Origin of the sequence: Mycobacterium sp. (assembly GCF_035499775.1) — a bacterium.
Classification (GTDB): Bacteria; Actinomycetota; Actinomycetes; order Mycobacteriales; family Mycobacteriaceae; genus Mycobacterium.
In genome coordinates, this window is sequence record NZ_DATJYB010000577.1 from 1 (window position 1) to 23,247 (window position 23,247).

At 65.4% G+C, this 23,247-nt stretch carries 25 protein-coding genes; 18 read left to right on the forward strand and 7 right to left on the reverse strand.

Translation table 11 applies throughout. The annotated features are described in order from the left end of the window. The 7 genes from VML93_RS34920 to VML93_RS34950 form a co-directional block, all read left to right on the forward strand. Positions 1-772: acetaldehyde dehydrogenase (acetylating) (locus tag VML93_RS34920; protein ID WP_325617853.1), on the forward strand; the 772-nt coding region annotated here is incomplete at its 5' end. Next, positions 769-1,815 carry a 4-hydroxy-2-oxovalerate aldolase gene (gene dmpG, locus VML93_RS34925; RefSeq protein ID WP_325617855.1) on the forward strand — a complete coding sequence of 349 codons (1,047 nt, stop codon included), beginning with the start codon at positions 769-771 and terminating at the stop codon, positions 1,813-1,815. The genes VML93_RS34920 and dmpG, both read left to right, overlap by 4 nt. A 48-nt stretch (positions 1,816-1,863) precedes the next feature. Next, positions 1,864-3,579 (forward strand): serine/threonine-protein kinase, encoded by a 1,716-nt coding sequence (locus VML93_RS34930; protein WP_325617857.1) that lies wholly within the window; start codon positions 1,864-1,866, stop codon positions 3,577-3,579. Positions 3,580-3,666: 87 nt separating this feature from the next. Further along, positions 3,667-3,963 carry a hypothetical protein gene (locus VML93_RS34935; RefSeq protein WP_325617859.1) on the forward strand — a complete coding sequence of 99 codons (297 nt, stop codon included), beginning with the start codon at positions 3,667-3,669 and terminating at the stop codon, positions 3,961-3,963. Between the two features lie 88 nt (positions 3,964-4,051). Further along, on the forward strand, positions 4,052-5,191 hold the full coding sequence (locus tag VML93_RS34940) for a hypothetical protein (protein ID WP_325617861.1): 1,140 nt from the start codon (positions 4,052-4,054) through the stop codon (positions 5,189-5,191). A 12-nt stretch (positions 5,192-5,203) separates the two neighbouring features. Then, on the forward strand, positions 5,204-5,986 hold the full coding sequence (locus VML93_RS34945) for an SDR family oxidoreductase (RefSeq protein ID WP_325617863.1): 783 nt from the start codon (positions 5,204-5,206) through the stop codon (positions 5,984-5,986). 17 nt (positions 5,987-6,003) lie between these two features. Further along, positions 6,004-7,149, forward strand: coding sequence for a sulfotransferase (locus tag VML93_RS34950; protein ID WP_325617899.1), 1,146 nt, complete (start codon positions 6,004-6,006; stop codon positions 7,147-7,149). A 100-nt stretch (positions 7,150-7,249) separates the two neighbouring features. Here VML93_RS34950 and VML93_RS34955 read toward each other — a convergent pair whose 3' ends face one another. Continuing rightward, positions 7,250-7,693 (reverse strand): hypothetical protein, encoded by a 444-nt coding sequence (locus VML93_RS34955; protein WP_325617865.1) that lies wholly within the window; start codon positions 7,691-7,693, stop codon positions 7,250-7,252. A gap of 5 nt (positions 7,694-7,698) precedes the next feature. Further along, positions 7,699-8,859 carry a Rieske 2Fe-2S domain-containing protein gene (locus VML93_RS34960; RefSeq protein WP_325617867.1) on the reverse strand — a complete coding sequence of 387 codons (1,161 nt, stop codon included), beginning with the start codon at positions 8,857-8,859 and terminating at the stop codon, positions 7,699-7,701. A 115-nt stretch (positions 8,860-8,974) separates the two neighbouring features. Here VML93_RS34960 and VML93_RS34965 point away from each other — a divergent pair, with 115 nt between their 5' ends. The 4 genes from VML93_RS34965 (at position 8,975) to VML93_RS34980 (ending at position 11,857) form a co-directional block, all read left to right on the forward strand. Then, positions 8,975-9,499, forward strand: coding sequence for a gamma carbonic anhydrase family protein (locus VML93_RS34965; protein WP_325617869.1), 525 nt, complete (start codon positions 8,975-8,977; stop codon positions 9,497-9,499). A 135-nt stretch (positions 9,500-9,634) separates the two neighbouring features. Beyond that, positions 9,635-9,940 (forward strand): hypothetical protein, encoded by a 306-nt coding sequence (locus VML93_RS34970; RefSeq protein WP_325617871.1) that lies wholly within the window; start codon positions 9,635-9,637, stop codon positions 9,938-9,940. A 19-nt stretch (positions 9,941-9,959) separates the two neighbouring features. Continuing rightward, the gene (locus VML93_RS34975) at positions 9,960-10,514 is read left to right on the forward strand and encodes a metallophosphoesterase family protein (RefSeq protein ID WP_325617873.1); all 555 of its coding nucleotides are present in this window, start codon (positions 9,960-9,962) and stop codon (positions 10,512-10,514) included. A gap of 62 nt (positions 10,515-10,576) precedes the next feature. Beyond that, positions 10,577-11,857 (forward strand): glycosyltransferase 87 family protein, encoded by a 1,281-nt coding sequence (locus VML93_RS34980; protein WP_325617875.1) that lies wholly within the window; start codon positions 10,577-10,579, stop codon positions 11,855-11,857. On the opposite strand, the gene VML93_RS34985 is transcribed toward VML93_RS34980, so the two are convergent. Genes VML93_RS34985 through VML93_RS35000 form a run of 4 tightly spaced genes read right to left on the reverse strand, consistent with a single transcriptional unit; the run spans position 11,854 to position 15,526 of the window. Then, positions 11,854-12,267 carry a nuclear transport factor 2 family protein gene (locus VML93_RS34985; RefSeq protein WP_325617877.1) on the reverse strand — a complete coding sequence of 138 codons (414 nt, stop codon included), beginning with the start codon at positions 12,265-12,267 and terminating at the stop codon, positions 11,854-11,856. The two genes, VML93_RS34980 and VML93_RS34985, sit on opposite strands and share 4 nt — an antisense overlap. Further along, on the reverse strand, positions 12,264-13,457 hold the full coding sequence (locus tag VML93_RS34990) for a thiolase domain-containing protein (protein WP_325617879.1): 1,194 nt from the start codon (positions 13,455-13,457) through the stop codon (positions 12,264-12,266). The genes VML93_RS34985 and VML93_RS34990 overlap by 4 nt, the downstream gene beginning before the upstream one ends. Further along, on the reverse strand, positions 13,457-14,518 hold the full coding sequence (locus tag VML93_RS34995) for a thiolase domain-containing protein (protein ID WP_325617881.1): 1,062 nt from the start codon (positions 14,516-14,518) through the stop codon (positions 13,457-13,459). Before VML93_RS34995 ends, VML93_RS34990 begins: the two co-directional genes overlap by 1 nt. A 15-nt stretch (positions 14,519-14,533) precedes the next feature. After that, complete coding sequence (locus VML93_RS35000) at positions 14,534-15,526, reverse strand: Zn-ribbon domain-containing OB-fold protein (protein WP_325617883.1); 993 nt, start codon at positions 15,524-15,526, stop codon at positions 14,534-14,536. A 46-nt stretch (positions 15,527-15,572) separates the two neighbouring features. Between VML93_RS35000 and VML93_RS35005 the strand changes: the two genes are divergently transcribed. Genes VML93_RS35005 through VML93_RS35015 form a run of 3 tightly spaced genes read left to right on the forward strand, consistent with a single transcriptional unit; the run spans position 15,573 to position 18,571 of the window. Next, entirely contained in the window at positions 15,573-16,604 is a 1,032-nt protein-coding gene (locus tag VML93_RS35005; RefSeq protein ID WP_325617885.1) for an LLM class F420-dependent oxidoreductase, read from the forward strand. A 42-nt stretch (positions 16,605-16,646) separates the two neighbouring features. Beyond that, positions 16,647-17,372 carry an acetoacetate decarboxylase family protein gene (locus VML93_RS35010; RefSeq protein ID WP_325617887.1) on the forward strand — a complete coding sequence of 242 codons (726 nt, stop codon included), beginning with the start codon at positions 16,647-16,649 and terminating at the stop codon, positions 17,370-17,372. Further along, positions 17,369-18,571, forward strand: a complete 1,203-nt coding sequence (locus VML93_RS35015; RefSeq protein WP_325617889.1) for a cytochrome P450 — start codon at positions 17,369-17,371, stop codon at positions 18,569-18,571. Before VML93_RS35010 ends, VML93_RS35015 begins: the two co-directional genes overlap by 4 nt. A gap of 138 nt (positions 18,572-18,709) precedes the next feature. Here VML93_RS35015 and VML93_RS35020 read toward each other — a convergent pair whose 3' ends face one another. Continuing rightward, on the reverse strand, positions 18,710-19,327 hold the full coding sequence (locus VML93_RS35020; protein ID WP_325617891.1) for a TetR family transcriptional regulator: 618 nt from the start codon (positions 19,325-19,327) through the stop codon (positions 18,710-18,712). Positions 19,328-19,507: 180 nt separating this feature from the next. Between VML93_RS35020 and VML93_RS35025 the strand changes: the two genes are divergently transcribed. The 4 genes from VML93_RS35025 to VML93_RS35040 all read left to right on the forward strand — a co-directional run. Then, a complete protein-coding gene (locus tag VML93_RS35025; protein ID WP_325617893.1) occupies positions 19,508-20,587 on the forward strand; it encodes a dihydrodipicolinate reductase in 1,080 nt (359 codons plus the stop codon). Positions 20,588-20,676: 89 nt separating this feature from the next. Then, complete coding sequence (locus VML93_RS35030) at positions 20,677-21,870, forward strand: amidohydrolase family protein (RefSeq protein WP_325617895.1); 1,194 nt, start codon at positions 20,677-20,679, stop codon at positions 21,868-21,870. 13 nt (positions 21,871-21,883) lie between these two features. Beyond that, positions 21,884-22,315: a cupin domain-containing protein gene (locus VML93_RS35035; protein WP_325617897.1), complete on the forward strand. Its 432-nt coding sequence runs from the start codon at positions 21,884-21,886 to the stop codon at positions 22,313-22,315. Between the two features lie 186 nt (positions 22,316-22,501). Continuing rightward, positions 22,502-23,247 (forward strand): cytochrome P450 (locus VML93_RS35040; RefSeq protein WP_414686529.1); only part of this gene is annotated, 746 nt, incomplete at its 3' end.

A 23,247-nucleotide genomic window follows, 5' to 3' on the forward strand; every position in this document is an offset into this window, starting at 1 on the left:
CAAGCTCGGGCTGGAGACCTCCCACGAGGGCGTGGACTGGTTGCTCGCTCAGGACGAGAAACCCGATCTGGTCTTCGAGGCCACCAGCGCCTACGTGCACCGCGACGCCGCGCCCAAATACGAGGCCGCCGGGATCCGGGCGATCGACCTGACGCCGGCCGCGGTGGGCCCTGCGGTGATCCCGCCGGCGAACCTGCGCGCACACCTCGACGCCCCGAACGTCAACATGATCACCTGCGGGGGACAGGCGACGATCCCGATCGTGTACGCGGTGTCCAGGGTCGTCGAGGTCCCGTACGCCGAGATCGTCGCATCCGTGGCCTCAGCTTCGGCGGGGCCGGGCACCCGGGCAAACATCGACGAGTTCACCAAGACGACGTCACGCGGTGTGGAGACCATTGGCGGTGCCAAGCGCGGCAAGGCGATCATCATCTTGAACCCGGCCGACCCGCCGATGATCATGCGCGACACCATCTTCTGCGCCATCCCCGAGGACGCCGACCGCGACGCGATCGCCGCCTCCATCCACGAGGTGGTGGCCGAGGTGCAGACGTATGTGCCGGGTTACCGGCTACTCAACGAGCCGCAATTCGACGAGCCGTCGATGAACTCGGGCGGCCAGGCGGTGGTCACCACGTTCGTCGAGGTCGAGGGCGCCGGCGATTACCTGCCGCCCTACGCGGGCAACCTCGACATCATGACCGCCGCGGCCACCAAAGTCGGCGAAGAGATCGCCAAGGAGGCGCTGGCCGTGAAGGGAGCGCAGGCATGAGTACCGATATTTTCTTCAACCCGATCTGGGACGTGCGGATGACCGACACATCGCTGCGGGACGGGTCGCACCACAAGCGGCACCAGTTCACCAAGGACGAAGTCAGCGCCATCGTCGCTGCGCTGGACGCCGCGGGGGTGCCGGTGATCGAGGTGACGCACGGCGACGGGCTCGGCGGCTCGAGCTTCAACTACGGGTTCTCCAAAACCCCTGAGCAGGAGCTGATCAAGCTCGCAGCCGACACCGCCAAAGAAGCCAAGATCGCCTTCTTGATGCTGCCCGGGGTGGGCACGAAGGAGGACATCAAGGAGGCACAGAACAACGGCGGGTCGATCTGCCGGATCGCCACCCACTGCACCGAGGCCGACGTGTCGATCCAGCACTTCGGGCTGGCCCGCGAGCTGGGCCTGGAGACGGTCGGGTTCTTGATGATGGCCCACACCATTCCGCCGGAGAAGCTGGCCGCCCAGGCCCGCATCATGGCCGACGCCGGATGCCAGTGCGTCTACGTCGTCGACTCGGCCGGCGCCTTGGTACTCGACGGTGTGGCCGACCGGGTTTCCGCGCTCGTCGCCGAACTCGGTGAGGACGCCCAGGTGGGTTTCCACGGGCACGAAAACCTGGGGCTCGGGGTCGCCAACTCCGTTGAGGCCGTGCGCGCGGGTGCCAAGCAGATCGACGGCAGCGTGCGCCGGTTCGGCGCGGGTGCGGGCAACGCGCCCGTCGAGGCGTTGATCGGGGTGTTCGACAAGATCGGCGTCAAGACCGGCATCGACTTCTTCGACATCGCCGACGCCGCCGAGGACGTGGTGCGCCCGGCAATGCCGGCCGAATGCCTGCTCGACCGCAACGCACTGATCATGGGGTACTCCGGGGTCTACTCCAGCTTCCTCAAGCACGCCGTCCGCCAGGGCGAGCGCTACGGAGTCCCCGCCCACGAGCTGTTGCACCGAGCGGGCCAGCGCAAGCTCATCGGCGGTCAGGAAGACCAGCTCATCGACATCGCGTTGGAAATCAAACGCGAACAAGGAGCGCCGGCCTAGCCGTCTCGGTACCATCTTTCGCGTCGGCTGCTGAGGGAGGCGGGCGCGATGGCGGCGCGGATCACCTTGAACGCGGGTGACGTTTTCGCGGGCTACACCATCGAGTCCATGCTCGGCGAGGGCGGCATGGGCACGGTGTACCGAGCTCGAGATCCCGACCTGCCCCGCAGTGTCGCGCTGAAGTTGCTGCATCGCGACCTGACCGCCAATGACTACATCCGGTCGCGCTTCGAGTTGGAGGCCGCGCACGCCGCGCGCCTTGAGCACCCCAACATCGTCACCGTGTATCGGCGCGGCCGCGAGGACGATCAGCTGTGGATAGCGATGCAGTTCATCGACACCACCGATGCCGCCGCCGCCGTCGAGGACGGTCCGCTCGAACCCGCCCGCGCCCTGCACATCGTCGCCGAGACCGCCAAGGCGCTCGACTACGCCCATGCCGCCGGGGTGTTGCACCGCGATGTCAAGCCGGCCAACATCTTGTTGGAGCGCTCTGGCCCGGGCCGGACGGGGCGGGTGCTGCTCGCCGATTTCGGCATCGCCAAGGCCCTCGCCGAAACGGCGCAGCTGACTTCGACCGGGATGCTGGTGGCGAGTCTGCAATACGCCTCACCCGAACAGTTCGACAACGTCGAACTGGATGCCCGCGCCGACGTGTACTCGTTGGGCTGCACGCTGTTTCACCTGCTCACCGGGGAGCTGCCGTACCAGGGCACCACCCTGCCGCAGCTGTGGGCGGGGCATGTGAAGGCGCCGATCCCCAAGCTCAGCGGGCTGCGGCCGTGGCTGCCACACGCGTTGGACGGCGTCGTCGAGCGGGCGATGGCCAAGGAGCGTGACCATCGCTACCCCAGCTGCGGGGAGTTCGCCGCGGCGGCACAGGCTGCCCTGCTCGGCCCGCCGACCGCGCCGCCTCTGCCGCCTGACACAAAGCGGCCGGCGCCGACCGCGATCGACGAAGCGCGGACCCAGCGGCAGACACCGCCCGTCGCGCCACCACCGCGATTCGTCGCCGCGGACCCGGTCCAAGACCCAACACAGCTGGCCCCACGACCGCAACCCGTACCGTCGGGAACGCGCGGCGGGGCAGACGCGATCTGGCGCGTCGTGGCCCGGGTCGGCCTGATCCTGCTTGTCGCCCTGATCTGCGCTGCCCTGATCACCTGGCGGAGGCACAGCGGGTATTACAGCTATTACTACGGTTATTGGAAGTACTACACCGTCTACCAACCGTTGTGGTTGCACATCAACACGTCGCTGTACAACCTTTCCAAGGTGGCATTCGGCCTAATCATCGCGGTCGGGGTCGTGCTGATGCTGGCGGCTGCGGCGATGATACGTACTCGGCGCAGCTTCGCCGGTCGCCTTGCGCTGACGGGCGCAGGCCTGCTGGTGTTCGGCCTGTTCACGCTTGAATTGGCGATCCACAGTGGGGTGCCGCCGCGGCACAAGGAGACGGAGATGCTCGTCGTCGCGCTGGTGGGCGCGGTGCTGCTGCTTGTCGGGTGCTGGCGCGGCCTGTCGCCGTCGAAGCGTAACGCGCTGTGGCTGATTCTGCCTGGCGTCGCCACTAGCGCGGCGGCCATCGGGTTGCACTTCAAAGATTTTGGTATGGCCGTACCGGTGTTGGGCCAGGGCTGGGGAGGGCTGATCGCGGGACTCGCGCTGACCGCCGCGGGGATCATGCTCGCGGTTCGGCGCCCGCGCGGCGGTGCTGACGGACCCCCGCGCGAGACACCTGCAGCCCTGACGGAGCGCGCGTAGCCGCTGAACCGCGGCGGCAGATTAGAGTTACTTAAGTGCTGGCTCAGCGAAGATCCGGGCACGGTTTTAGCGCGTACTCTCGATCGCATGAGCGAGTCATCCAGCCCTCTTCGCCGCAAACTCTGCGGCCTGCTTGCCGGTGGCCTGTTGAGCGTCACCGCGCCGATGTTGATCGCGATGCCAGCGGCCAACGCTGACCCGCAGTGCAACAAGACCGTGGGTCAATCCATCGACGGGTACCTCAAGAAGCATCCCGACGTTAAGGCGCAGCTGACCGCCAGGTCTCAGGCGGAGGGCAGCGGCAGCAACCTCACCGACTATCTGAATCGGCATCCGGATGTGCGGCAGGGTCTGATCGCCCTGTCCCAGCAATGCACAAAGTAGTGAGCCGGCCTCGTCTCTGAACGCGGCAGCCGACGCGCGGGAATGTTCGCGGTTGACTCAAAAGTAGAACACGTTCTAGCGTCTAGGCGTGTCCTCTGGATCCTTTTCCGGCCCGCTCACCGAGGCGATCGCCGAGGCCGAGAAGTTGGTGGCCGCCGCACCCCACATCGAGACCGAAGCCGACCTACTCGAAGGGCTACAGTATCTGGCGGGCTGCGTCTCGGGCTGCATACACCTGGCGTTCGACTACGAGCGTGACCACCCGTTCCTGCAGTCGGGCACCGGGCCCTTCACCAAGATGGGCCTGGACAACCCCGACACCCTCTACTTCGGGACCCGGGTGCACGCCGACCGCGACTATGTGGTCACCGGAAGGCGCGGCACCACCACCGACCTGAGTTTCCAGTTGCTCGGCGGCGAGTACACCGACGACAACGTGCCGGCCAGCCAGGCCGCCTTCGACGACCGGGAACTCGACATCGCTCCGGACGGCAGCTTCCAGTGGCAGGTGCGTCCCACCAGTCCCGGGCAACTGGTCATGCGCGAGGTGTACGGCGACTGGTCCGCGCAACGCGGCACGCTGGCGATTTCCCGGCTGGACACCGCGGGCACCGCGCCGCCGCCGCTGACCCGCGCGACCATCGAAAAGCGTTATGCCACGGCGGGAAAGCAGCTCGTGAACCGGGTGAAGACCTGGCTGCAGTTCCCGCAGTGGTTCTATCTCAAGATCCCGGTCAACACCATGGTCGCGCCGCGGCTGACTCCCGGCGGCCTGGCGACCCAGTACTCGTCGGTCGGGCATTTCGAGCTGCGGCCCGATCAGGCGCTGGTGATCACGGTGCCGGTGAGCGACGCGCCCTACCTGGGCTTCCAGCTGGGCAGCATGTGGTACATCTCGCTGGACTACATCAATCACCAGACTTCGCTGAACAACACTCAGGCCCAAGCGGATCCAGACGGCAAGGTCCGCATCGTCGTTGCCGATCAGAATCCGGGCGTGACCAACTGGGTCGAGACGCTGGGCCATCGGCGCGGCTTCCTGCAGTTCCGTTGGCAGCGGGTGTCGCGTGAGCTCACCGAGGCCGACGGGCCCACTGTCGAGCTGGTCGACTTCGACGCGATACCGGCCGCGCTGCCGTATTTGGCGCACAACAAGATTTCCGAGGAAGACTGGCGTGCGCGAATCGCGTTGCGCCAGCAACAAATTGCAGCCCGGATGCTGGGTTGAAAGGAAGCGGCGGTGACAGAGATGCTCAAGCGCAAAGTAGTCGTGATCAGCGGCGTCGGTCCCGGGCTCGGGACCACGTTGGCGCAGCGGTGCGCCCGCGACGGTGCCGACTTGGTGCTGGCGGCGCGCAGTGCGGACCGCCTCGACGACGTCGCCAAGCAGATCACCGACATTGGGCGCCGGGCGGTGGCGGTGCCCACCGACATCACCGACGACGACCAGGTGAACAACCTCGTCGACGCCACGCTGGAGGCCTACGGCAAGGTTGACGTGCTGATCAACAACGCGTTCCGGGTGCCGTCGATGAAGCCGTTGGCCGGCACCAGTTTTCAGCACATCCGTGACGCGATCGAGCTCAGCGCGCTCGGGGCACTGCGGCTCATCCAGGGCTTTACCCCGGCGTTGGCCGAGGCGCACGGCTCGGTGGTCAACGTCAACTCCATGGTGCTGCGGCACTCGCAGGCGAAATACGGCGCCTACAAGATGGCCAAGTCGGCGCTGATGGCCATGTCGCAGTCGCTGGCCACCGAGCTCGGTGAGAAAGGTATTCGCGTCAATTCCGTTGCACCCGGCTATATCTGGGGTGAGACGTTGCAGAGCTACTTCAACCATCAGGCCGGCAAGTACGGCACCACGGCCGAGCAGATCTACCAGGCCACCGCGGCCAATTCCGACCTCAAGCGGCTGCCGACCGAGGACGAGGTGGCGTCGGCGATTCTGTTCATGGCCAGCGACCTGTCCAGCGGGATCACCGGGCAGACGCTGGACGTCAACTGCGGGGAGTACCACAGCTGATGACCGAGCGGAACCTGATGGCGGGTCGCACCGATGTCGGCACCGTCGACGAACTGCACGCATCGGCCGCCAAGCTGACCGGGCTCGACGATTTCGGCACCGACGACGACAACTACCGCGAAGCGCTGCAGGTGCTGCTGGACTCGTACCGGCGGGAAGCCGGACTTACGGCGTTGGGCAGCAAGATGAACCGCTTCTTCCTGCGCGGCGCGCTGGTGGCCAGGCTGCTGTCCGAATCCGCTTGGAAGCAATACCCGCAATATGCCGACGTGCCTGTCGAACGGCCGATCTTCGTGACCGGCCTGGTGCGCACCGGTACCACGGCGCTGCACCGGCTGCTGGGCGCCGACCCGGCACACCAGGGCCTGCACATGTGGCTGGCCGAGTTTCCGCAGCCGCGCCCGCCGCGGGACACCTGGGAATCCAACCCGTTGTACCGCCAGCTCGACGCGCAATTCACCCAGCATCACGCGGAGAACCCCGGATACACCGGCCTGCATTTCATGGCCGCCTACGAGTTGGAGGAATGTTGGCAGCTGCTGCGGCAGTCGCTGCATTCGGTGTCTTACGAGACGCTCGCCCACCTACCCGGCTATGCGGAGTGGCTGTCCGGGCAGGACTGGACTCCGTCATACCGGCGGCACCGCAAGAACCTTCAGTTGATCGGGTTAAACGACGCCGAAAAGCGTTGGGTGCTCAAGAATCCCAGCCATCTTTTCGCACTGGATGCGTTGATGGCGACCTATCCGGACGCGCTGGTGATACAGACCCACCGGCCGGTCGAGACGATCATGGCGTCGATGTGTTCGCTGGCGCAGCATACCGCCGACGGCTGGTCCACGACGTTCGTCGGTGCCCAGATCGGTGCTGACGCAATGGATACCTGGTCGAGAGGCTTGGAGCGATTCAATACCGCACGCGCCAAATATGATCCGGCCCAGTTCTGTGACGTCGACTACCGCGATCTGATCTCCGACCCGATGGGCACGGTGGCCGACATCTATCAGCGTTTCGGCCTGACGCTGACCGACGAAGCGCGTAAAGCCATGGCGGACATCCACGCCCAGAGCCAGACCGGGGAGCGGGCGCCGAAGCACACGTATTCACTGGCCGACTACGGCCTTTCCGTCGAAACGGTCAAGGAGCGGTTCGCCGGGCTGTAAGAGTGCGCCTCGAGCCTGCATCGAGGGCTATCCCAAGGCGACTTCGTACGCTCTCACCGCAGTCTCGATGCCGCCGGTGCAGTCACGCGGCCGCGCGCTATCAGTCGTCCTGGCGCTCCAGGTATCCTTCCGCCACCGCGTGCTCAATGCTGTCGCTAAGCCTCGGACACGCTTTGGTTCGCGCGGTATCTCCGCCGGAGGCGCGCACTTCGGCGAAGTGCGCGCAACGTTGTGATGCTTCGCTATTCCATTGCACCGCAGTGTGGCCCGGTCCCAGCCTCTTGACGGTGACGGTGACGTGGCAGAACCGGCAATCCACCGGCTGCAGTCCCGACGTGAGATAGCGCTCGCGATCCGCGCGGGAAGCCTCTTCGACCGCAGCGGCACGCTGGGGATCGTCGGCGAAATCCCTTGATTTGGACCAGGATCCGGAGCCGCCGTTCTCGGCGGGCGCTTCGTCGTGATCGTGATGATCACCGCGCAGCAACAACATCGACCGGACCAGCCGGTCGACGTCGGGAACCGCCGGCTTATCGTCGGACATGTCGGTCAGTGCTGCTCCACGGGAACATCGTCGGACACTTCCTTGGCCTTGAGGTTCTCGGCCACCTCAACGTTCCAGTACTCGTTGGCGCGGGTGGTGTCGACCTCGATCTCGAAGCGCTCCACCATTTCCGGAGCGACGTCGGCCACATCAACATAAAACTGCTGATACCAACGGCGCAGTTGATAGACGGCGCCGTCCTCTTCGACCAGCAGCGGGTTGTCGATCCGGGTCTTGTGCTGCCAGATCTCCACGTCCTGCAAGAAGCCCTTGCTGACGCCGTCGGTGAACACCCTGGACAGCTTGTCGGTCATCTTCTCGTCCATGCCTCTGGGCTTTTCGACGATGACGCCCCACTGCAACACGAACGAGTTCTGGGTCACCGGGTAGTGGCAGTTGATCAGGATCGACTCGGCCTTGTATTCGCCGTACTTGTTGTGCAGCCAGTTGATCATGAACGACGGCCCGAAGTAGGACGCCTCCGAATCCAGGTGCGCCTCACCGTAGGAGGTTCCCAGATCATCCACGTCGGGCCGGCCCACGTTGTGCAGGTACTGCGTGGCGATGTGTCCCTCAAAGACGTTCTTGAAGTACGTCGGCAACCCGAAATGGATGTAGAAGAAGTGCGCCATGTCGGTGACGTTGTCGATGATGTCGCGGCAGTTGGAACCCTCGATGAGGATGCTGTTCCACCGCCATTCGGTCCACTCATCGCTGGCGGCTTCAGCCAGCTCGGGAATCTGCACCGCGGGGTCCGGCGGGTTGCCTTCGTGGTCGTGCCAGACGAACAGCAGGCCGCTGCGCACGTCCGTCGCCCACGAGCGGGTGCGCGCGGTCTTGGGGGTGCGCTTGGCGTACGGGACCAACTTGCAGCGGCCGTCGCCGCCCCAGCGCCAGTCGTGGAACGGGCAGGCGACCTCGTCGCCCTTGATCGTGCCTTCGGACAGGTCGCCGCCCATGTGCCGGCAGTAGCCGTCGAGAACTTTGATGTCTCCGTGCGAATCGGCGAAAACCACCAGCTTGGTGCCGAACGCCTGGACCGAGTGCGGTTTGCCGTCCAGGTAGTCCTTCGCGACGCCCAGGCAATGCCACCCGCGGGCGTACCTGGTCGGCAAGGCGCCGGGATCGATCTCCCGGATGCCGACGGTACTTGTGTCGGTACTCACCTGGTCACCTCCATTGACTAGCCTCTAACTAGAACACGTTACAGTTTTTGGTCTCGCATGTGCAACGACGGCGAGTCTGGGCACGGCATATGCACGCTGGGCGTATATCTAGACGATGCCGCTGTTTGCTTTCGAGGGTCGGGCGCCACGGATCGATCCGACCGCCTTTGTGGCCCCGACCGCGACCCTGATCGGCGACGTCGTCGTCGAGGCGGGGGCGTCGGTGTGGTTCAACGCCGTGCTCCGCGGCGATTACGGGCCTATCGTGGTGCGCGAGGGCGCCAATGTGCAGGACGGATCGGTCCTGCACGCGCCGCCCGGCATCCCGGTCGACATCGGTCCGGGGGCGACGGTGGCACATTTGTGCTGCATCCACGGGGTCCATGTCGGCGCCGAGGCGCTCATCGCCAACCACGCCACCGTGCTCGACGGCGCGGTGATCGGCGCCCGCAGCCTGATCGCGGCCCATTCCCTGGTGGTGGCCGGCACCCAGATTCCGGCCGGAGTGCTGGCGGTGGGAGCGCCGGCCCAGGTGAAGGGCCCGATCGCCGGGACCGGCGCCGAAATGTGGGTCAACCTCAACCCGCAGGCCTACCGCGAATTGGCCATGCGGCATCTCGCGGGGCTGGAACCCGTTTAGCTTCGGCGAGTGGCTATTAGGCGGGTCCAAGAATTCGCCAAGGATCCGCCAAGGTTCCGCCAAGGTCCGCCTCGGAAGGTTGCCTGACCGAAAGGTTCAGCAACACAGCCGAACACGAAACGAGGTAGATCCCCCATGCCCAATTTGACGACGACGACCGACGTGACGACGACACCGCCGGTTAATGCCGACACTGTGGCGCTCGACGCCATCGAAACGCGGCCCACCACACTGATCACCGAGCAAGAGGTCGTGTTCAGCACCGCGGTGGCGCTGTCACCGTCGACTCGGCAGCAGTCGCGAGGCGCGCGTATTGTCGCCGCCGTGCGCAGCATGTTCGCGCTCTCGTCGGAGGCGTCTGGTCGCGAGCGACGTTATGCGCCGCGGCGATACGGGTTCCTGGAAAACTCGCTGATGTCACGCGAGATGGATCGGCTCTGACCCGACGAGGAGACAGCCGATGCGGCTACTGGTAATCGCCGACACCCCACCGCAATTGGGGATGGGCATCGCCGAGTATGTCGCGGCACACGATATCGATGCGGTGGTCACCGTCGGTGATCTCACCCGTTTCGATCTCGCGGGAATCGACCGCTTGTCGGTTCCGGCTCTCGGCGTGTACGGAAACCATTGCGATGGCCGCTATCTCAACGATCTGGGTATCAAGAACCTGCATCTGAAGAAGGCCGTCGTGGGCGACGTGTCGTTCACCGGTCTGCAGGGTTGCGTTCGATACAAGCCGGGCACCACGGATGTTCTCTACACCCAGCGGCAGTACAGCTGGTTGGTCAGAGCGCTGCGGAACGCGGACGTGCTGGTGACACACTGCCCGCCGCGGGGGATCAATGACCACGAAGACCCGGCCCACGTAGGCATCGACGCGCTACGGAAATGGCTGGACCGCGTGCAACCCCGGGTGTTGATCCACGGTCACACCTACCCGTCGCAGCCTGTTGCCTCGTACGGGCCCACGCGCATCGAGTACGTGCGCGGCGCACGGGTCGTCGAAGTCTGAAACCAGACGCCGACGCGTCGTGTCGTAAGATTCACTCTCGCCGAGGCGATTGGGGTGGGTCATTGGGCATCGCTGAGGAAAGGCCTGCTCGGCGATCCGACGGGGTCCGCATCCGTCGCTGGCTGACTCCCGCGACTCTGGCGATCACGATCGCGCTGTTCGGGGTTTTGCTCGTCGACGGCCTGATCACAGTGCACAGCGATTACCAGGGACTGATCGACCTGCTGGTATACCGCGCCGGCGGGCAGGCGGTGCTGAGCGGCCACTCGCTGTACGCCGCCGATTTCGCTGCGGTCAACCACGCTCCCAATGGGTTGTCCTTTACCTACCCACCATTCGCGGCTGTGGTGTTCGCCCCGCTGGCGCTCTTGACAACCGGCGTTGCCAAGGTCGTGATGGTGGTGGTCAACGTCGCCGCCGCGATCACCCTCTTTGCCATCGTTGCTGTTGGCACACAGGGCAAGTGGGAGCGCCTTCGTAGCCGGCAAGCACTGACCGCACCGATATCGGTCAGAACCGCAGTCGCGATCGTCGCCGCGGCCGCCGTCTTCGTGTACAGCATTCCGGTCCAGCACAACATGATCTACGGGCAGGTCAACCTGGTCTTGGCCGCCGCGGTCGCACTCGACTTGTTGCTGCCCTCGACGCCCTGGCCAAGGGGACTGCTGGTCGGCATCGCTTTTGCGGTCAAGCTGACGCCTGCGGTCTTCGTCGGCTATTTTCTGGTGACCCGGCAGTGGCGCGCCATGGCAGTCTCACTGGCAAGCGCTGTCCTGGCATCGGCGATCGGCTGGCTCGTCGCACCCTCGGACACCGTGCGGTACTGGACTTCCACGGCTTTCGACCCGGCACGAATCGGCGGCCTGGCCTACGCCTCAAACCAGTCGATGCGCGGCGTCATCGAACGCATCCCCGCGCTGGACGGCCTGAGCGGGGTGATCTGGGTGGTTGCCGCGGTGCTGGTGGTGGGGCTGGCCATCGTGGCCATCGAGGTCAGCCGACGCCGTGGTGACCCGGTCGCCGGAATGCTGTCCGCCGCATACATCGGGCTGCTCTGCTCGCCGGTGTCGTGGGGCCATCACTGGGTGTGGTTGTCGGCGACGTCGGTGTACTTCCTGATGCGCTGGGCGGCGGTCGGCGGGGTCCGCAACCTGGCAGCGGGGCTGGTGGTGGCGATAGTGACCCGCGTCGCGCCGTGGGCGCATTTGCCGAACAGCGACCAACGTGAGCGACAGTGGACCCCCGTCCAGCACCTGCTTGGCAGTACTTGGGCGCTGACGGCGCTGGTGCTGTTGAGCCTGTTCGCGGTCGGCTGGCCGACTCAGCCGTCGAGGCGTACTTAGACCTTTCGCGCCGACGCGGCCGCGCGGTCCATCTCCCAATATGCCCGCAGGGCAAGCATTTTGCCGTCGTCATCGGCTTTGTAGGTGAACACGCCCGCCGCGGTGATCTGGTATTCGCCCGTCGTGATCAGGATGCGTCCCACGTTCGCTTCCTCGTTGCCGCACTGGTAGGTGTCCCGGAAGTCGAACTCGATCTTGTCGGTGGGGGCAATCGCCAGGTCCCAGAATGCCGAGATCGCGTCGAGGCCCCGGTGTCCCTTGCCTTCCGGGTTGAAAGCCGATGGCCCGGGGTCTTCGACGACGGCGTCGTCGGCGAAGACCGCCAGCCAGGCTTCTTTGTCCCTGGCCATGACGGCCTCGCGGGATCGGCGGCCGGCCTCGTGGGCGGGGTGCTTGACCTCGCGGGTCATACCGCCACCTTTTCCGGTTTGTCGCTGCTGACCACCCACATCGAGTAGTACTGCGAGCCGCCGCCGTACGCATGTCCCAAAGCCTTTCGCGCACCGGGCACCTGGTGATCGCCGGCCTTGCCCATCACCTGAATCGCCGACTCGGCGAAGCGGATCAGGCCCGAGGCGCCGATCGGGTTCGACGACAGCACGCCGCCGGACGGATTGACCGGAATGCGTCCGCCGATCTTGGTCTCGCCGGCTTCGGTGAGCTTCCAGCCTTCGCCCTCGGGGGCAAATCCCAGGCTCTCCAACCACATTGGCTCGAACCACGAGAACGGCACGTAGATTTCGGCGGCATCGATCTCGTCGATGGGGTTGGTGATACCGGCCGCCTGCCACAGCGCCGCCGCTGCGTCCCGGCTGGCCTGCGGGCTGACCTGGTCGCGTCCGGAGAACTGCAGTGGTTCGGTGCGCAGCGCGGTGGCATGGATCCAGGCCACCGGATGTCCTGCTGCCAACCGAGATTCGGCGATCTCTTCGTTGCCGATCACGACGGCGGCGGCGCCGTCAGACGACGGGCACGTCTCGTCGTAACGAATGGGGTCCCACAGCATCGGGGACTCCATCACCTTCTCGACGGTGATATCGGGCTGGTGCAGATGGGCCAGCGGGTTGCGCACCCCGTTCAGCCGGTCCTTGACCGCGACCATGGCCCCGATGTGGTTGGGCGCCCCGGAGCGGCGGATGTACGACCGCACGTGCGGGGCGAAATACCCGCCCGCGCCGGCACCGACGGGCTTGATGAACGGAATCGGAATCGACAACGCCCACATGGCATTCGATTCCGACTGCTTCTCCCAGGCCATCGCCAGCACGCGACGGTACTTGCCGGACTGCACCAGACTGGCCGCCACCACCCCGGTGGATCCGCCGACCGAACCCGCGGTGTGCACCCGGATCAGCGGCTTGCCGGTGGCGCCCATGGCGTCGGCCATGAACAGCTCCGGCATCATCACGCCCTCGAAGAAGTCGGGTGCCTTGCCGACCACGACGGCGTCGATGTCGTCGAAGGTGGAGCCCGAGTCCTCGAGTGCTCTGTCGATGGCCTCGCGGACCAGGCCGTTCATCGAAACGTCTTTGCGCTTCGCGACATACTTGGTTTGCCCGGTACCGAGTACCGCGGCGAGATGCGCTCCTGCGCCGGCCATCAGTTCTGTCCTTCCATGACCGCGACCAGATTCTGTTGCAGCGCCGGCCCGCTGGTGGCGTGCGCCAGTACCCGTTGTGCCGATCCGTTCCAGATATGTTGTGCGGCAAAGCCGATGCGCTCAAGGCCGGCGACGAACATGGGGTTGGCTGCCAACGCGCCGCCGGACGGATTCACTTTCGTCGACCCGTTGAGACCGATGGCCTCGGCGAGGATCAGGTGCTGGTGGGTGAATGGCGCGTGAATCTCGGCCACCTCCACCCCGGTTTTCCCGCCGGTAGCCGCTTTGGCCGACGCCGCGGTGGAAGTCGACACGGTGAGGTCGCGCAAACCCAGCGCCGGTGTCTCGATGCGGTGCTCGATTCCTGTTATCCAGGCCGGGTTTTCACGTAGCTCGCGGGCGCGGTCGTCGGCGGCCAGCACTATTGCGGCGGCGCCGTCGGTGATCGGCGCGATGTCGTGGCGCCGCAGCGGGTCGTTGAAAAACGGCCGGGCGAGCAGTTCGTCGATGCTCTTGGCCGGTTTCTCGGAATCGTTGCGGTCGGCCTGTGCGAACGAGTCGAGGGCGACCTGGGCCATCTGCTCTGGCGTCCACTTGCCGGAGTCCAGTCCGATGCGGGCTTGCAGCCCCGCCATCGACACCGAGTCCGGCCACAGCGGCGCGACGGTGTACGGATCCGTCTGCCGGGACATGATCTGTCGCAGAATGCCCGCGGACGACTTGCCGAAGCCGTACACCAACGCGGTGTCGACCTCGCCGGTCAAGACCTTGATGTAGGCCTCGTAGAGCGCCCAGGCGGCGTCCATCTCCACGTGCGACTCGTTGATCGGCGGGACCGCTCCGATCGAGTCGATCGCCGAGATGAAGGAAAATGCTCTTCCGGCAAGGTAATCCGATGATCCAGAGCACCAGAAGCCGATGTCGGCCTTGGTGATGCCCAGGTCCTGGTAGAGCTGGGCGAAGCACGGCATCAACATCTCGACGCCGTTGGTGGTGCCGTCTGTGCGGCGGACATGCGGGGCGTGGGCAAAGCCGACCACCGCAACGTTGCGAGCGCTCATTGCAGGTTAAGCCCTTTACAGGTGGTGCTTGTAGGTGTCGTATTCGGCGTCCGGTTCGCCGGTGGGCCGGAAGTATTCGATGTTGTCGATCCCGAATCCCCACTCCTCGCGAGGTTTCCACACCGCCTCGACGCGCATGCCCATCCGGACTTCGTGCGCGTCGATGTCGGCGACCAGGTGCAGGAACGGGATGTCGGAGCCGTCGAGCAGCACGTAGGCCGCCACGTAGGGCGGTTTGATGCGCTGGCCCTGGAACGGGATGTTGATGATCGCGAACGTCGTCACCGTGCCTTTGTCCGGCAGTTCGACGAAGTCGGTGGTGGCCAGGCCGGTGGCCGGGTCGGCGCCGTGCGGCGGGAAGTAGACCTTCCCGTTCTCCCCGGTCTTGGCGCCCAGCAGTTTGCCCTCGGCGATGGCCCGGAGGTACGCGCTCTCCTCGTGCGACGCGGTGTGCTGGATCGTCAGCGAGACCGGCGTGACGATCATGGTGACCGGGTCCTGGTCGCTGGCCGGCTTTTCGACCGGTTCTGCCTCGTCGCCGAGCGCGAAATAGGCGATATCGGTGATGGCTCCCACGGTGTCGTCGGCCCAGTGCACGTGCACCCGGGCGCCCGTGCTGATCGCGTCGGGACTACCCGCGTCGACTGCGTGCAGCAGCGGGGTATCGGCGCCGTCCAGCTTGATCAACGCCCACGCGAACGGGCGGTCCAGCGGTTCCCCGCCGATCGGCTCGGGCTGCCAGGTCCAGGACGCGACGGTGCCGACACTGGCCACCGGTACCATCTCGCCAAGCGGCTCGTAGGTGACCGGGTCGTATTCGGCCGGCGGCACATGCACCCGACCGTCCGACCCGCGAACTCCCAAAACCTGCCGGTTACGCAGCGCGGTGAAGAACTTGCCTAGCGTGGGACCGACCGAACGGGTGTAGTCGAAGGACAACGTAAGTGGCGCGGAGAGGGGCGGCTCAGGATGATCGATCAAGGTCGGGCCGCTCGAACTGGCTGTCACGCCTTCGAGTAGAACAGGTTCTAAGAATGGTTTCAAGGAGGCATCGATGAAGCTCGGACTGCAGCTGGGGTATTGGGGAGCTCAGCCACCGGAGAACACCGCGGAATTCGTCGCCGCCGCCGAAGAGGCCGGGTTCGACGCCCTGTTCACGGCCGAGGCGTGGGGATCTGACGCCTACACGCCGCTGGCCTGGTGGGGTTCGTCGACGCAGCGGATTCGGTTGGGCACGTCGGTGGTCCAACTGTCCGCGCGCACCCCGACGGCCTGCGCGATGGCGGCGCTGACGCTGGATCATCTCAGCGGCGGCCGGCACATCCTTGGACTGGGCGTGTCCGGCCCGCAGGTGGTCGAGGGCTGGTACGGCCAGTCGTTTCCCAAGCCGCTGGCCCGCACCCGCGAATACATCGACATCGTGCGCCAAGTGTGGGCCCGGGAGGCCCCGGTGACCAGCGACGGCCCTCACTATCCGCTGCCGCTGACGGGTTCTGGCACGACCGGTCTGGGCAAGCCGCTGAAGTCCATCACCCATGCGCTGCGCGCCGACATCCCGATCATGCTGGGCGCCGAGGGGCCGAAGAACGTCGCGCTGGCCGCCGAGATCTGCGACGGCTGGCTGCCGATCTTCTACTCGCCGCGGATGGCCGGCATGTACAACGAATGGCTCGACGAGGGGTTCGCCCGGCCCGGAGCGCGGCGCAGCCGTGAGGACTTCGAGATCTGTGCGACCGCGCAGATCGTCGTCACCGAGGACCGGGCGGCGGCGTTCGAGGGAATCAAGCCGTTCCTGGCGCTCTACATGGGCGGCATGGGCGCCGAGGACACCAACTTCCACGCCGACGTCTATCGCCGGATGGGCTACTCCGAGGTGGTCGACGAGGTCACGACCCTGTTCCGGTCGCAGCAGAAGGAGAAGGCGGCGAAGGTCATCCCGGACGAACTCGTCGACGACGCCATGATCGTCGGCGACCTGGACTACGTCCGTAAGCAGATCGTGGCGTGGGAAGCCTCCGGCGTCACCATGATGGTGGTGGCCGCCCGCAGCGTTGAGCAGGTCCGCGACTTGGCGGGGCTTGTCTAGCGATCCTTGCCAGGGGATTAGAACGCGTTCTAGATTGGCCGGATGACAGCTTCGCAGCACACCATCGCGGGCACAGTGATCACGATGCCGGTGCAGATCCGCAAGGCGCGCCAGCATATGGCGATGTTCTCGGTCGACGCCGACGCCGCCCAGAACCTGATCGACTACAGCGGATTGCAGGTCTGCCGCTACCTGCCCGGGCGTGCGATCGTGGTCCTGATGCTGATGCAGTACATCGACGGCGACCTGGGCGAGTACTACGAATTCGGCACCAGCATGATGGTCAATCCCCCGGGCACAGCGCCTGGATCAAAGGCGAGCCCCCGCGCCCTGCAGGACGCCGGTGCCTTCATCCACCACCTGCCCGTCGACCAGGAGTTCACGTTGGAGGCGGGAACCAAGATCTGGGGATACCCGAAAGTCATGGCGGACTTCACCGTTCGGGAGGGCAGTCAGTTCGGGTTCGACTGCAGCGTCGATGGGCAACTGGTCATCGGCATGGAGTTTCGCCGCGGTCTGCCGATTCGGCTGACCCCGGCCACGCAAGCGCAGCGCAGCTACTCGCATCGCGACGGTGTCACCCGCGCGACCCCGTTCGAACACACCCTGAGCGGAGTGCGGAATCGAATTGGCGGAGTACGCATCTGGCTGGGCGATCACCCCTACGCCAAGGAATTGGCGTCGCTGGGCCTGCCGAAGCGCGCGATGTTGTCCAGCTCTGCTGACCAGGTGCAAATGACATTCGGCGATGCCCAGGAGATCTCGTGACCTCACTACAGACCAGACCCGACGTCGATCTGACCGACGGCGCCTTCTACGCAGGTGACTACCGGCCCGTCTACCGCTGGATGCGGGAGAACGAACCGGTTTTCCGGGACCGCAACGGGCTGGCCGCCGCGTCGACGTATCAGGCCGTGATCGACGCCGAGCGCAACCCCGAGCTGTTCTCCAACGCCGGCGGCATCCGACCCGACCAGCCCGGTGTCGAGATGATGATCGAGATGGACGATCCGCAACATCTGTTGCGCCGCAAGCTCGTCAACTATGGGTTCACCCGCAAGCGAGTGAAGAATCTGGAAGCCTCGATCACCTCGCTCTGCGACACGCTGATCGACGCGGTATGTCAGCGCGGCGAGTGCGACTTCGTGTGGGACCTCGCCGCGCCGCTGCCGATGGCGGTCATCGGGGACATGCTCGGCGTGCGCCCGCAAGAACGCGAGATGTTCCTTAGATGGTCCGACGATCTGGTCAGTTCGTTGAGCAGCACCGCGGCCGAGGCGGACATGCAGGTCACCATGGACGCGTTCGCCGCCTACAGCGAATACATGATGGGGATGATCGCGGCTCGCAAGCAGGAGCCGACCGACGACCTGGTGAGTGTTCTGGTGCACGCGGAGGTCGAGGGATCGCGTCTGGAGGACCACCAGATCGTCACCGAGGTGCTGCTGCTGCTGATCGGCGGCGACGAGACCACCCGCCACACGCTGTCCGGCGGGACGAGGCAGCTGTTGTTGCACCCCGATCAACACCGGCGGCTGACAGGTGATTTGAGCTTGCTGCCCAACGCGATCGAAGAGATGCTGCGCTGGACGGCGCCGGTTAAGAACATGGCACGCACGATCACCGCCGACGCCGAGTTCCACGGCACCCAGTTGCACCAGGGCGAAAAGATGATCCTGCTGTTCGAGTCGGCGAACTTCGACGAGAAGGTGTTCGAGAACCCGGAAGGCTTCGACATCGGGCGCTACCCGAACAACCACCTGGCGTTCGGCTTCGGGACGCACTTCTGCCTGGGCAACCAGCTCGCGCGTTTGGAGCTGTCGATCATGCAGACGCGCCTGCTGCAGCGCCTTCCGGATTTGCGACTGGCGGCTTCGGACGGTGAGCTGCCGCTGCGGCCGGCGAACTTCGTGTCCGGCCTGGAGAAGATGCCGGTGGCGTTCACCCCGAGCGCGCCGCTGGGCTAACGCGTTTGCACCGAGCGTGAACCGGTCAATGCAACTGCTTCGCGGCCGAGTCGAGAAATGCCGATAACGCCGTCACGTCGGTACTTTGGTGGGGTTACGTCTGTGGGACGCGCGTCCGCTGCGCGGCACGCCGGGCCTTTAGCGCTGCGATGCCCGGTCGATGTTGGAGAACAGAGGCCGCAAGCGCTGCACGCCGTCGTCGACGAGGGACGTGATGTAGCTGGCGATGCCGACCGCTAGCACAGCGCGCAGTGCGGCACGGAACACCCCGACGGCCGCGTACGCCGCCGTTCGCACCTCGAAGTCCTCCGACGAGCGGCCGGCGCGTTTTGCGATCTCAACCGCGAGGTCGTGCTCCACCGACAGGAGCACCTGCATCGCCGCGGTCGCAGCTTCCCTCTCTTCAAAGACGCGCGAGACGCTCTCGACACCGGCCTCGATATCGATCCGGACGGCCTCGGCGAACGCGTGCATGGCCTCGCCCACGACATCGACCAGCTCAGATGCTTGCGAGAGGGCCAGCGCGTGGTTGAGCTCGTCGCGCCGCGCCTGCCAATTCGTGGCGAGAACGTCGGCCTTGGAGGGGAAGTAGCGGAAGAAGGTGCGTTCGGTTACCCCCGCCTCCTCAGCGATCGCTGCAGCGGTGGTTGCGGCGTAGCCGTGCGCCTGGAACCGACGGTTGGCTGCCTCGAGCAGTCGCTGGCGGGTGCGGTCACGCTTGCGCCCAGCTCCGGCCGCAGGTGCCGCGAGGGCCATCGCTTACCTCTTTCAGACGCCGACAGGAATGTCACTAAGTGACGGTAGTCGATTACTGTCGCGGCACCGCCTCTCGACTTCCGTAGTTCTGTCAGTTACTGTCATTATTGCCATCAGGCTGAGCCCGCTGGCTCGGTCGAAGCGAGCGGCGACCCCCGGCGTCGCCAGAGGAGGAGCGACATGCCCGAGGGAAAACTCACCAGCAGCCAGGAGCCTGCGAAGACCTACCGCGTGGTCCAGTGGTCGGCGGGCCGGATGGGAAAAAAGTCCATTCGGGGCGTCGTCGAGCATCCCGACCTGGACCTGGTGGGTCTCTACGTCTACTCCGAAGACAAAGAGGGTGTGGACGCGGGAGCGTTGGCGGGGATCGAGCCACTCGGAATCGCCGCCACCCGTGACATCGAGTACGTTGTGGCGCTGGCACCCGACTGCGTGCTCTACATGCAGGAGGGCTTCGACCTTGACGACCTGACGCGACTCCTCGCGGCCGGGATCAACGTCATCACCACCCGCAACGAGTTCTTCTATGGCCCCGCGATGGACCCGGCCATCCGGGCGCGGATCGAGGAGGCCTGCCATAAGGGCGGCGCATCGATCCACGCGACCGGCAGCAGCCCGGGCTTCAGCACGACGACGATGCCGTTGACCCTCGTCACCCCCATGCGAAGGCTCGACGAGCTCACCATCGACGAGTACGCCAACATCCCGGCCTCGGTGGGACCGGCGATGATCAAGAGGATGGGCATGGGTGCTCCGGTCGAGGGCACCACGATCGACCCGGCAATCCTTGCGCCGGCCGTCATCGGCTACCAGCAGTCGATCGCCGCGCTGGCTGATGCGATCGGGCTCCCGCTCGACGGGTTCGAGGTCCGCGGCGACATCGCCCGTGCCACCAAGCCATACACGCTCTCCGACGGTTGGGTCATCGAGGAAGGGACGATGGCCGCCCAGCGCCTCACCGTGGCGGGCATGCGCAATGGCAAGGCGTTCATATCCTTTCGAGCGCATTGGTTCTGCACTCCGCACCTTGACCCGAACTGGGGCATCGACGGCGAGGGATGGCTGTTCACCACCAAGGGGGACGCGCCGATGCAGGTCCGCGTTACCTACGGGCGGACCGACGAAGGCTACTCCCAGCACCTCGCCGGCTACACGGCTCATCCCGCGGTGAACGCGATCCCCTACGTCGTGGAGGCCACGCCAGGGATCGTCACGATCTTCGACCTGCCGCCCATCGTTGCCCGCCTCGGGGTCCGCTAATCGACGCGTTTAACTGATTGACAGTTACTGACATTTTTGCGACGCTGAGGACGGACGGGCCTGGATAGCCGAATCACCAAAGGAGCGACATGACGACGATCAGCGAAATTGAGACCACTGAAGACCGCATCACCGGGCTCAAGGTCCACGACGTGGATGCCCACGTGCTCGAGCCACCAGACCTGTGGACCTCCCGGATGTCGGCGAAGTGGGGCGACGACGTCCCCCACATCAAGCGGGTCGACGGGCAGGACACGTGGTTCGCCGGCGACGTCCGGATCGGCGCGGCCATCGGCGGTCAGGCGCAAGCGGGGTGGCATGCGCCCTACCCCGACGCGCCCTACCGCTACGAGGAGGCGCTGCCAGCCGCGTGGCAGGCAGACGCACGCCTGGCGTGGATGGACCAGAACGGCATCTACTCCCAGGTGCTCTACCCGAACACCATCGCCTTCCACACCGCCCGGCTGCTGACGATGGATCCGCAGATTCGTCTGGAGATCTTCCAGGCGTACAACGACTTCTTGAGCGATTTTTGCTCGGCGGACCCCAATCGCCTCATCGCGCTGGCGAACCTCCCGTGGTGGGACCTCGACCAGAGCGTGGCCGAGCTCGAGCGTTGCCACGAACTCGGACACAAGGGTCTCAACTTCGGCTGGCAGTTCGAAAGGACCGGCCTGCCGCCGCTGCGATCCGGATACTGGGATCCCGTCCTCAAGCGCTGTGAAGAGATGGGCTGGCCCGTGAACTTTCACACGGCCTTCAACGAGTCCTTCGTCGAGGACCAGGGCCTTGCTGCCAAGGCGCAGGGGATGAGCACGATCGACCTCACGAAGGGCTCTGCGGAGGCTTTCCTCGCCAACGCCCGCTGCATCTCGGAGCTGATCCTTGGCCGCATCTGCGAGCGCTACCCGACCCTGAAGTTCGTCTCCGTGGAGAGCGGGGTCGGATATATCCCGTTCCTGCTCGACTCGCTTGACTGGCAATGGACGAGCCTGTCGACCCACCTGGACCACCCGGACATGCTGCTGCCGTCGGAGTACTTCAAGCGTCAGATTTACGCCACGTTCTGGTTCGACCCACACGTCGGCCTCGCGGCGGAGTTGTACCCCGACAATCTCATGTTCGAGACGGACTTCCCGCACTCGACGAGCCTGTATCCGACGCCCAACACCATGGCCAAGGGGCCGCGGGAAACCATCAACGACAATCTCGCTGCGCTGCCGCACGAGTTGGTGAGCAAACTGCTCCAGGACAACGCCGCCGCGGTCTATTCCATTACGTAAGAGGCGGTCTCACATGCAGTTCCTCATCACAGGGGTTGACCACGAGGGCCGCTCGTGCGTCGTCGAGAACCGACCGCCGGCGGTCGTGCCTTTCGAATCGGGCGGGATCCGGATCGAATTCGCCACGGCGACCGAAACCTGCCCGCCGCCTCCGCGGCCCCGCGGGCGTGGAAATCTGCTCCCGATGTTGGGAGACCCTGGCACCGCGCGGTGGAACTTCATCACGTTTCCGGCGCACGCGAAGACCGCGGTCCACCACACCGACAGCGTCGACTTCAACGTCGTCCTCGAGGGAAGCGTGGACGTGGTCTTGGACGATGGCCCGCACCGGCTCAACACGGGAGACGCAATCGTGCTCAATGGGGTCGACCACGGCTGGCAGACCGGGGAGTCCGGCTGTCGAATGAGCACGGTCCTCATCACCACGCCGCCGCTCGAGGCGTGACGCGCACCGCCATCGCGGTGCCGGCATAACTACTGGCCGGCCAACGACGGTGTCGAGAGGACCAGCGGCTGCGAAGGCACTCGAGGAAGAGGTGAAAATGGGGTTCGATCCGCGCCACGGCGTCGAGACCAACGACCAAGGGCGGCTGATCCGCGCGCCCGAACCCGACGGTGTCGGGGAGCCGGGGTGACCGAGTCGCACGTGTCCGCCGACATTGACGTGGTCGACTTCTTCACCGACAACCGGCTTCTGCACGACCCGTATGAATACCTGGCGGCGATGCGGAGGCGGTGCCCGGTGCGCAGGGAGCCTTTCCATGACGTCGTCATGGTTACCGGCTACGAGGAGGCTGTCGCGGTCTACAACGACAATGTGCGCTTTTCGTCGTGCACGTCTGTCACCGGACCATTCCCAGGCTTTCCCGTTCCTCTTGAGGGCGACGATGTGTCCGAACTGATCGATAAGCATCGTCGCGAGTTGCCCTTCAACGATCAGCTACCAAGTCTGGATCCACCGGTCCACACCGATCACAGGGCGTTGCTATCACGAATGATCACGCCGAAACGCCTCAGGGAGAACGAGGAATTCATGCGGCGCCTCGCTGACCGTCAATACGACGAGGCGCTCGCCGGCGGCGGTTGTGAGTTCGTCGCCGCCTTCGCCAACCCCTTTGCGATGCTCGTCATCGCCGATCTGCTCGGAGTTCCAGAGTCCGACCACGACGATTTCAAAGGTGAGCTGCTCAACAAGACCGGCATGATCGGCAGCGGCGGCGACGCGATGCACCACTCGCCACTGGCGTATCTCTACGGCCGGTTCACCGACTACATCACCGAACGCCGCGAGAACCCACGCGACGACGTGCTGACCGGCCTTGCGGCGGCTGTGTTCTCAGACGGCAGCACCCCGCCCGTGGCCGACGTCGTGTGCGT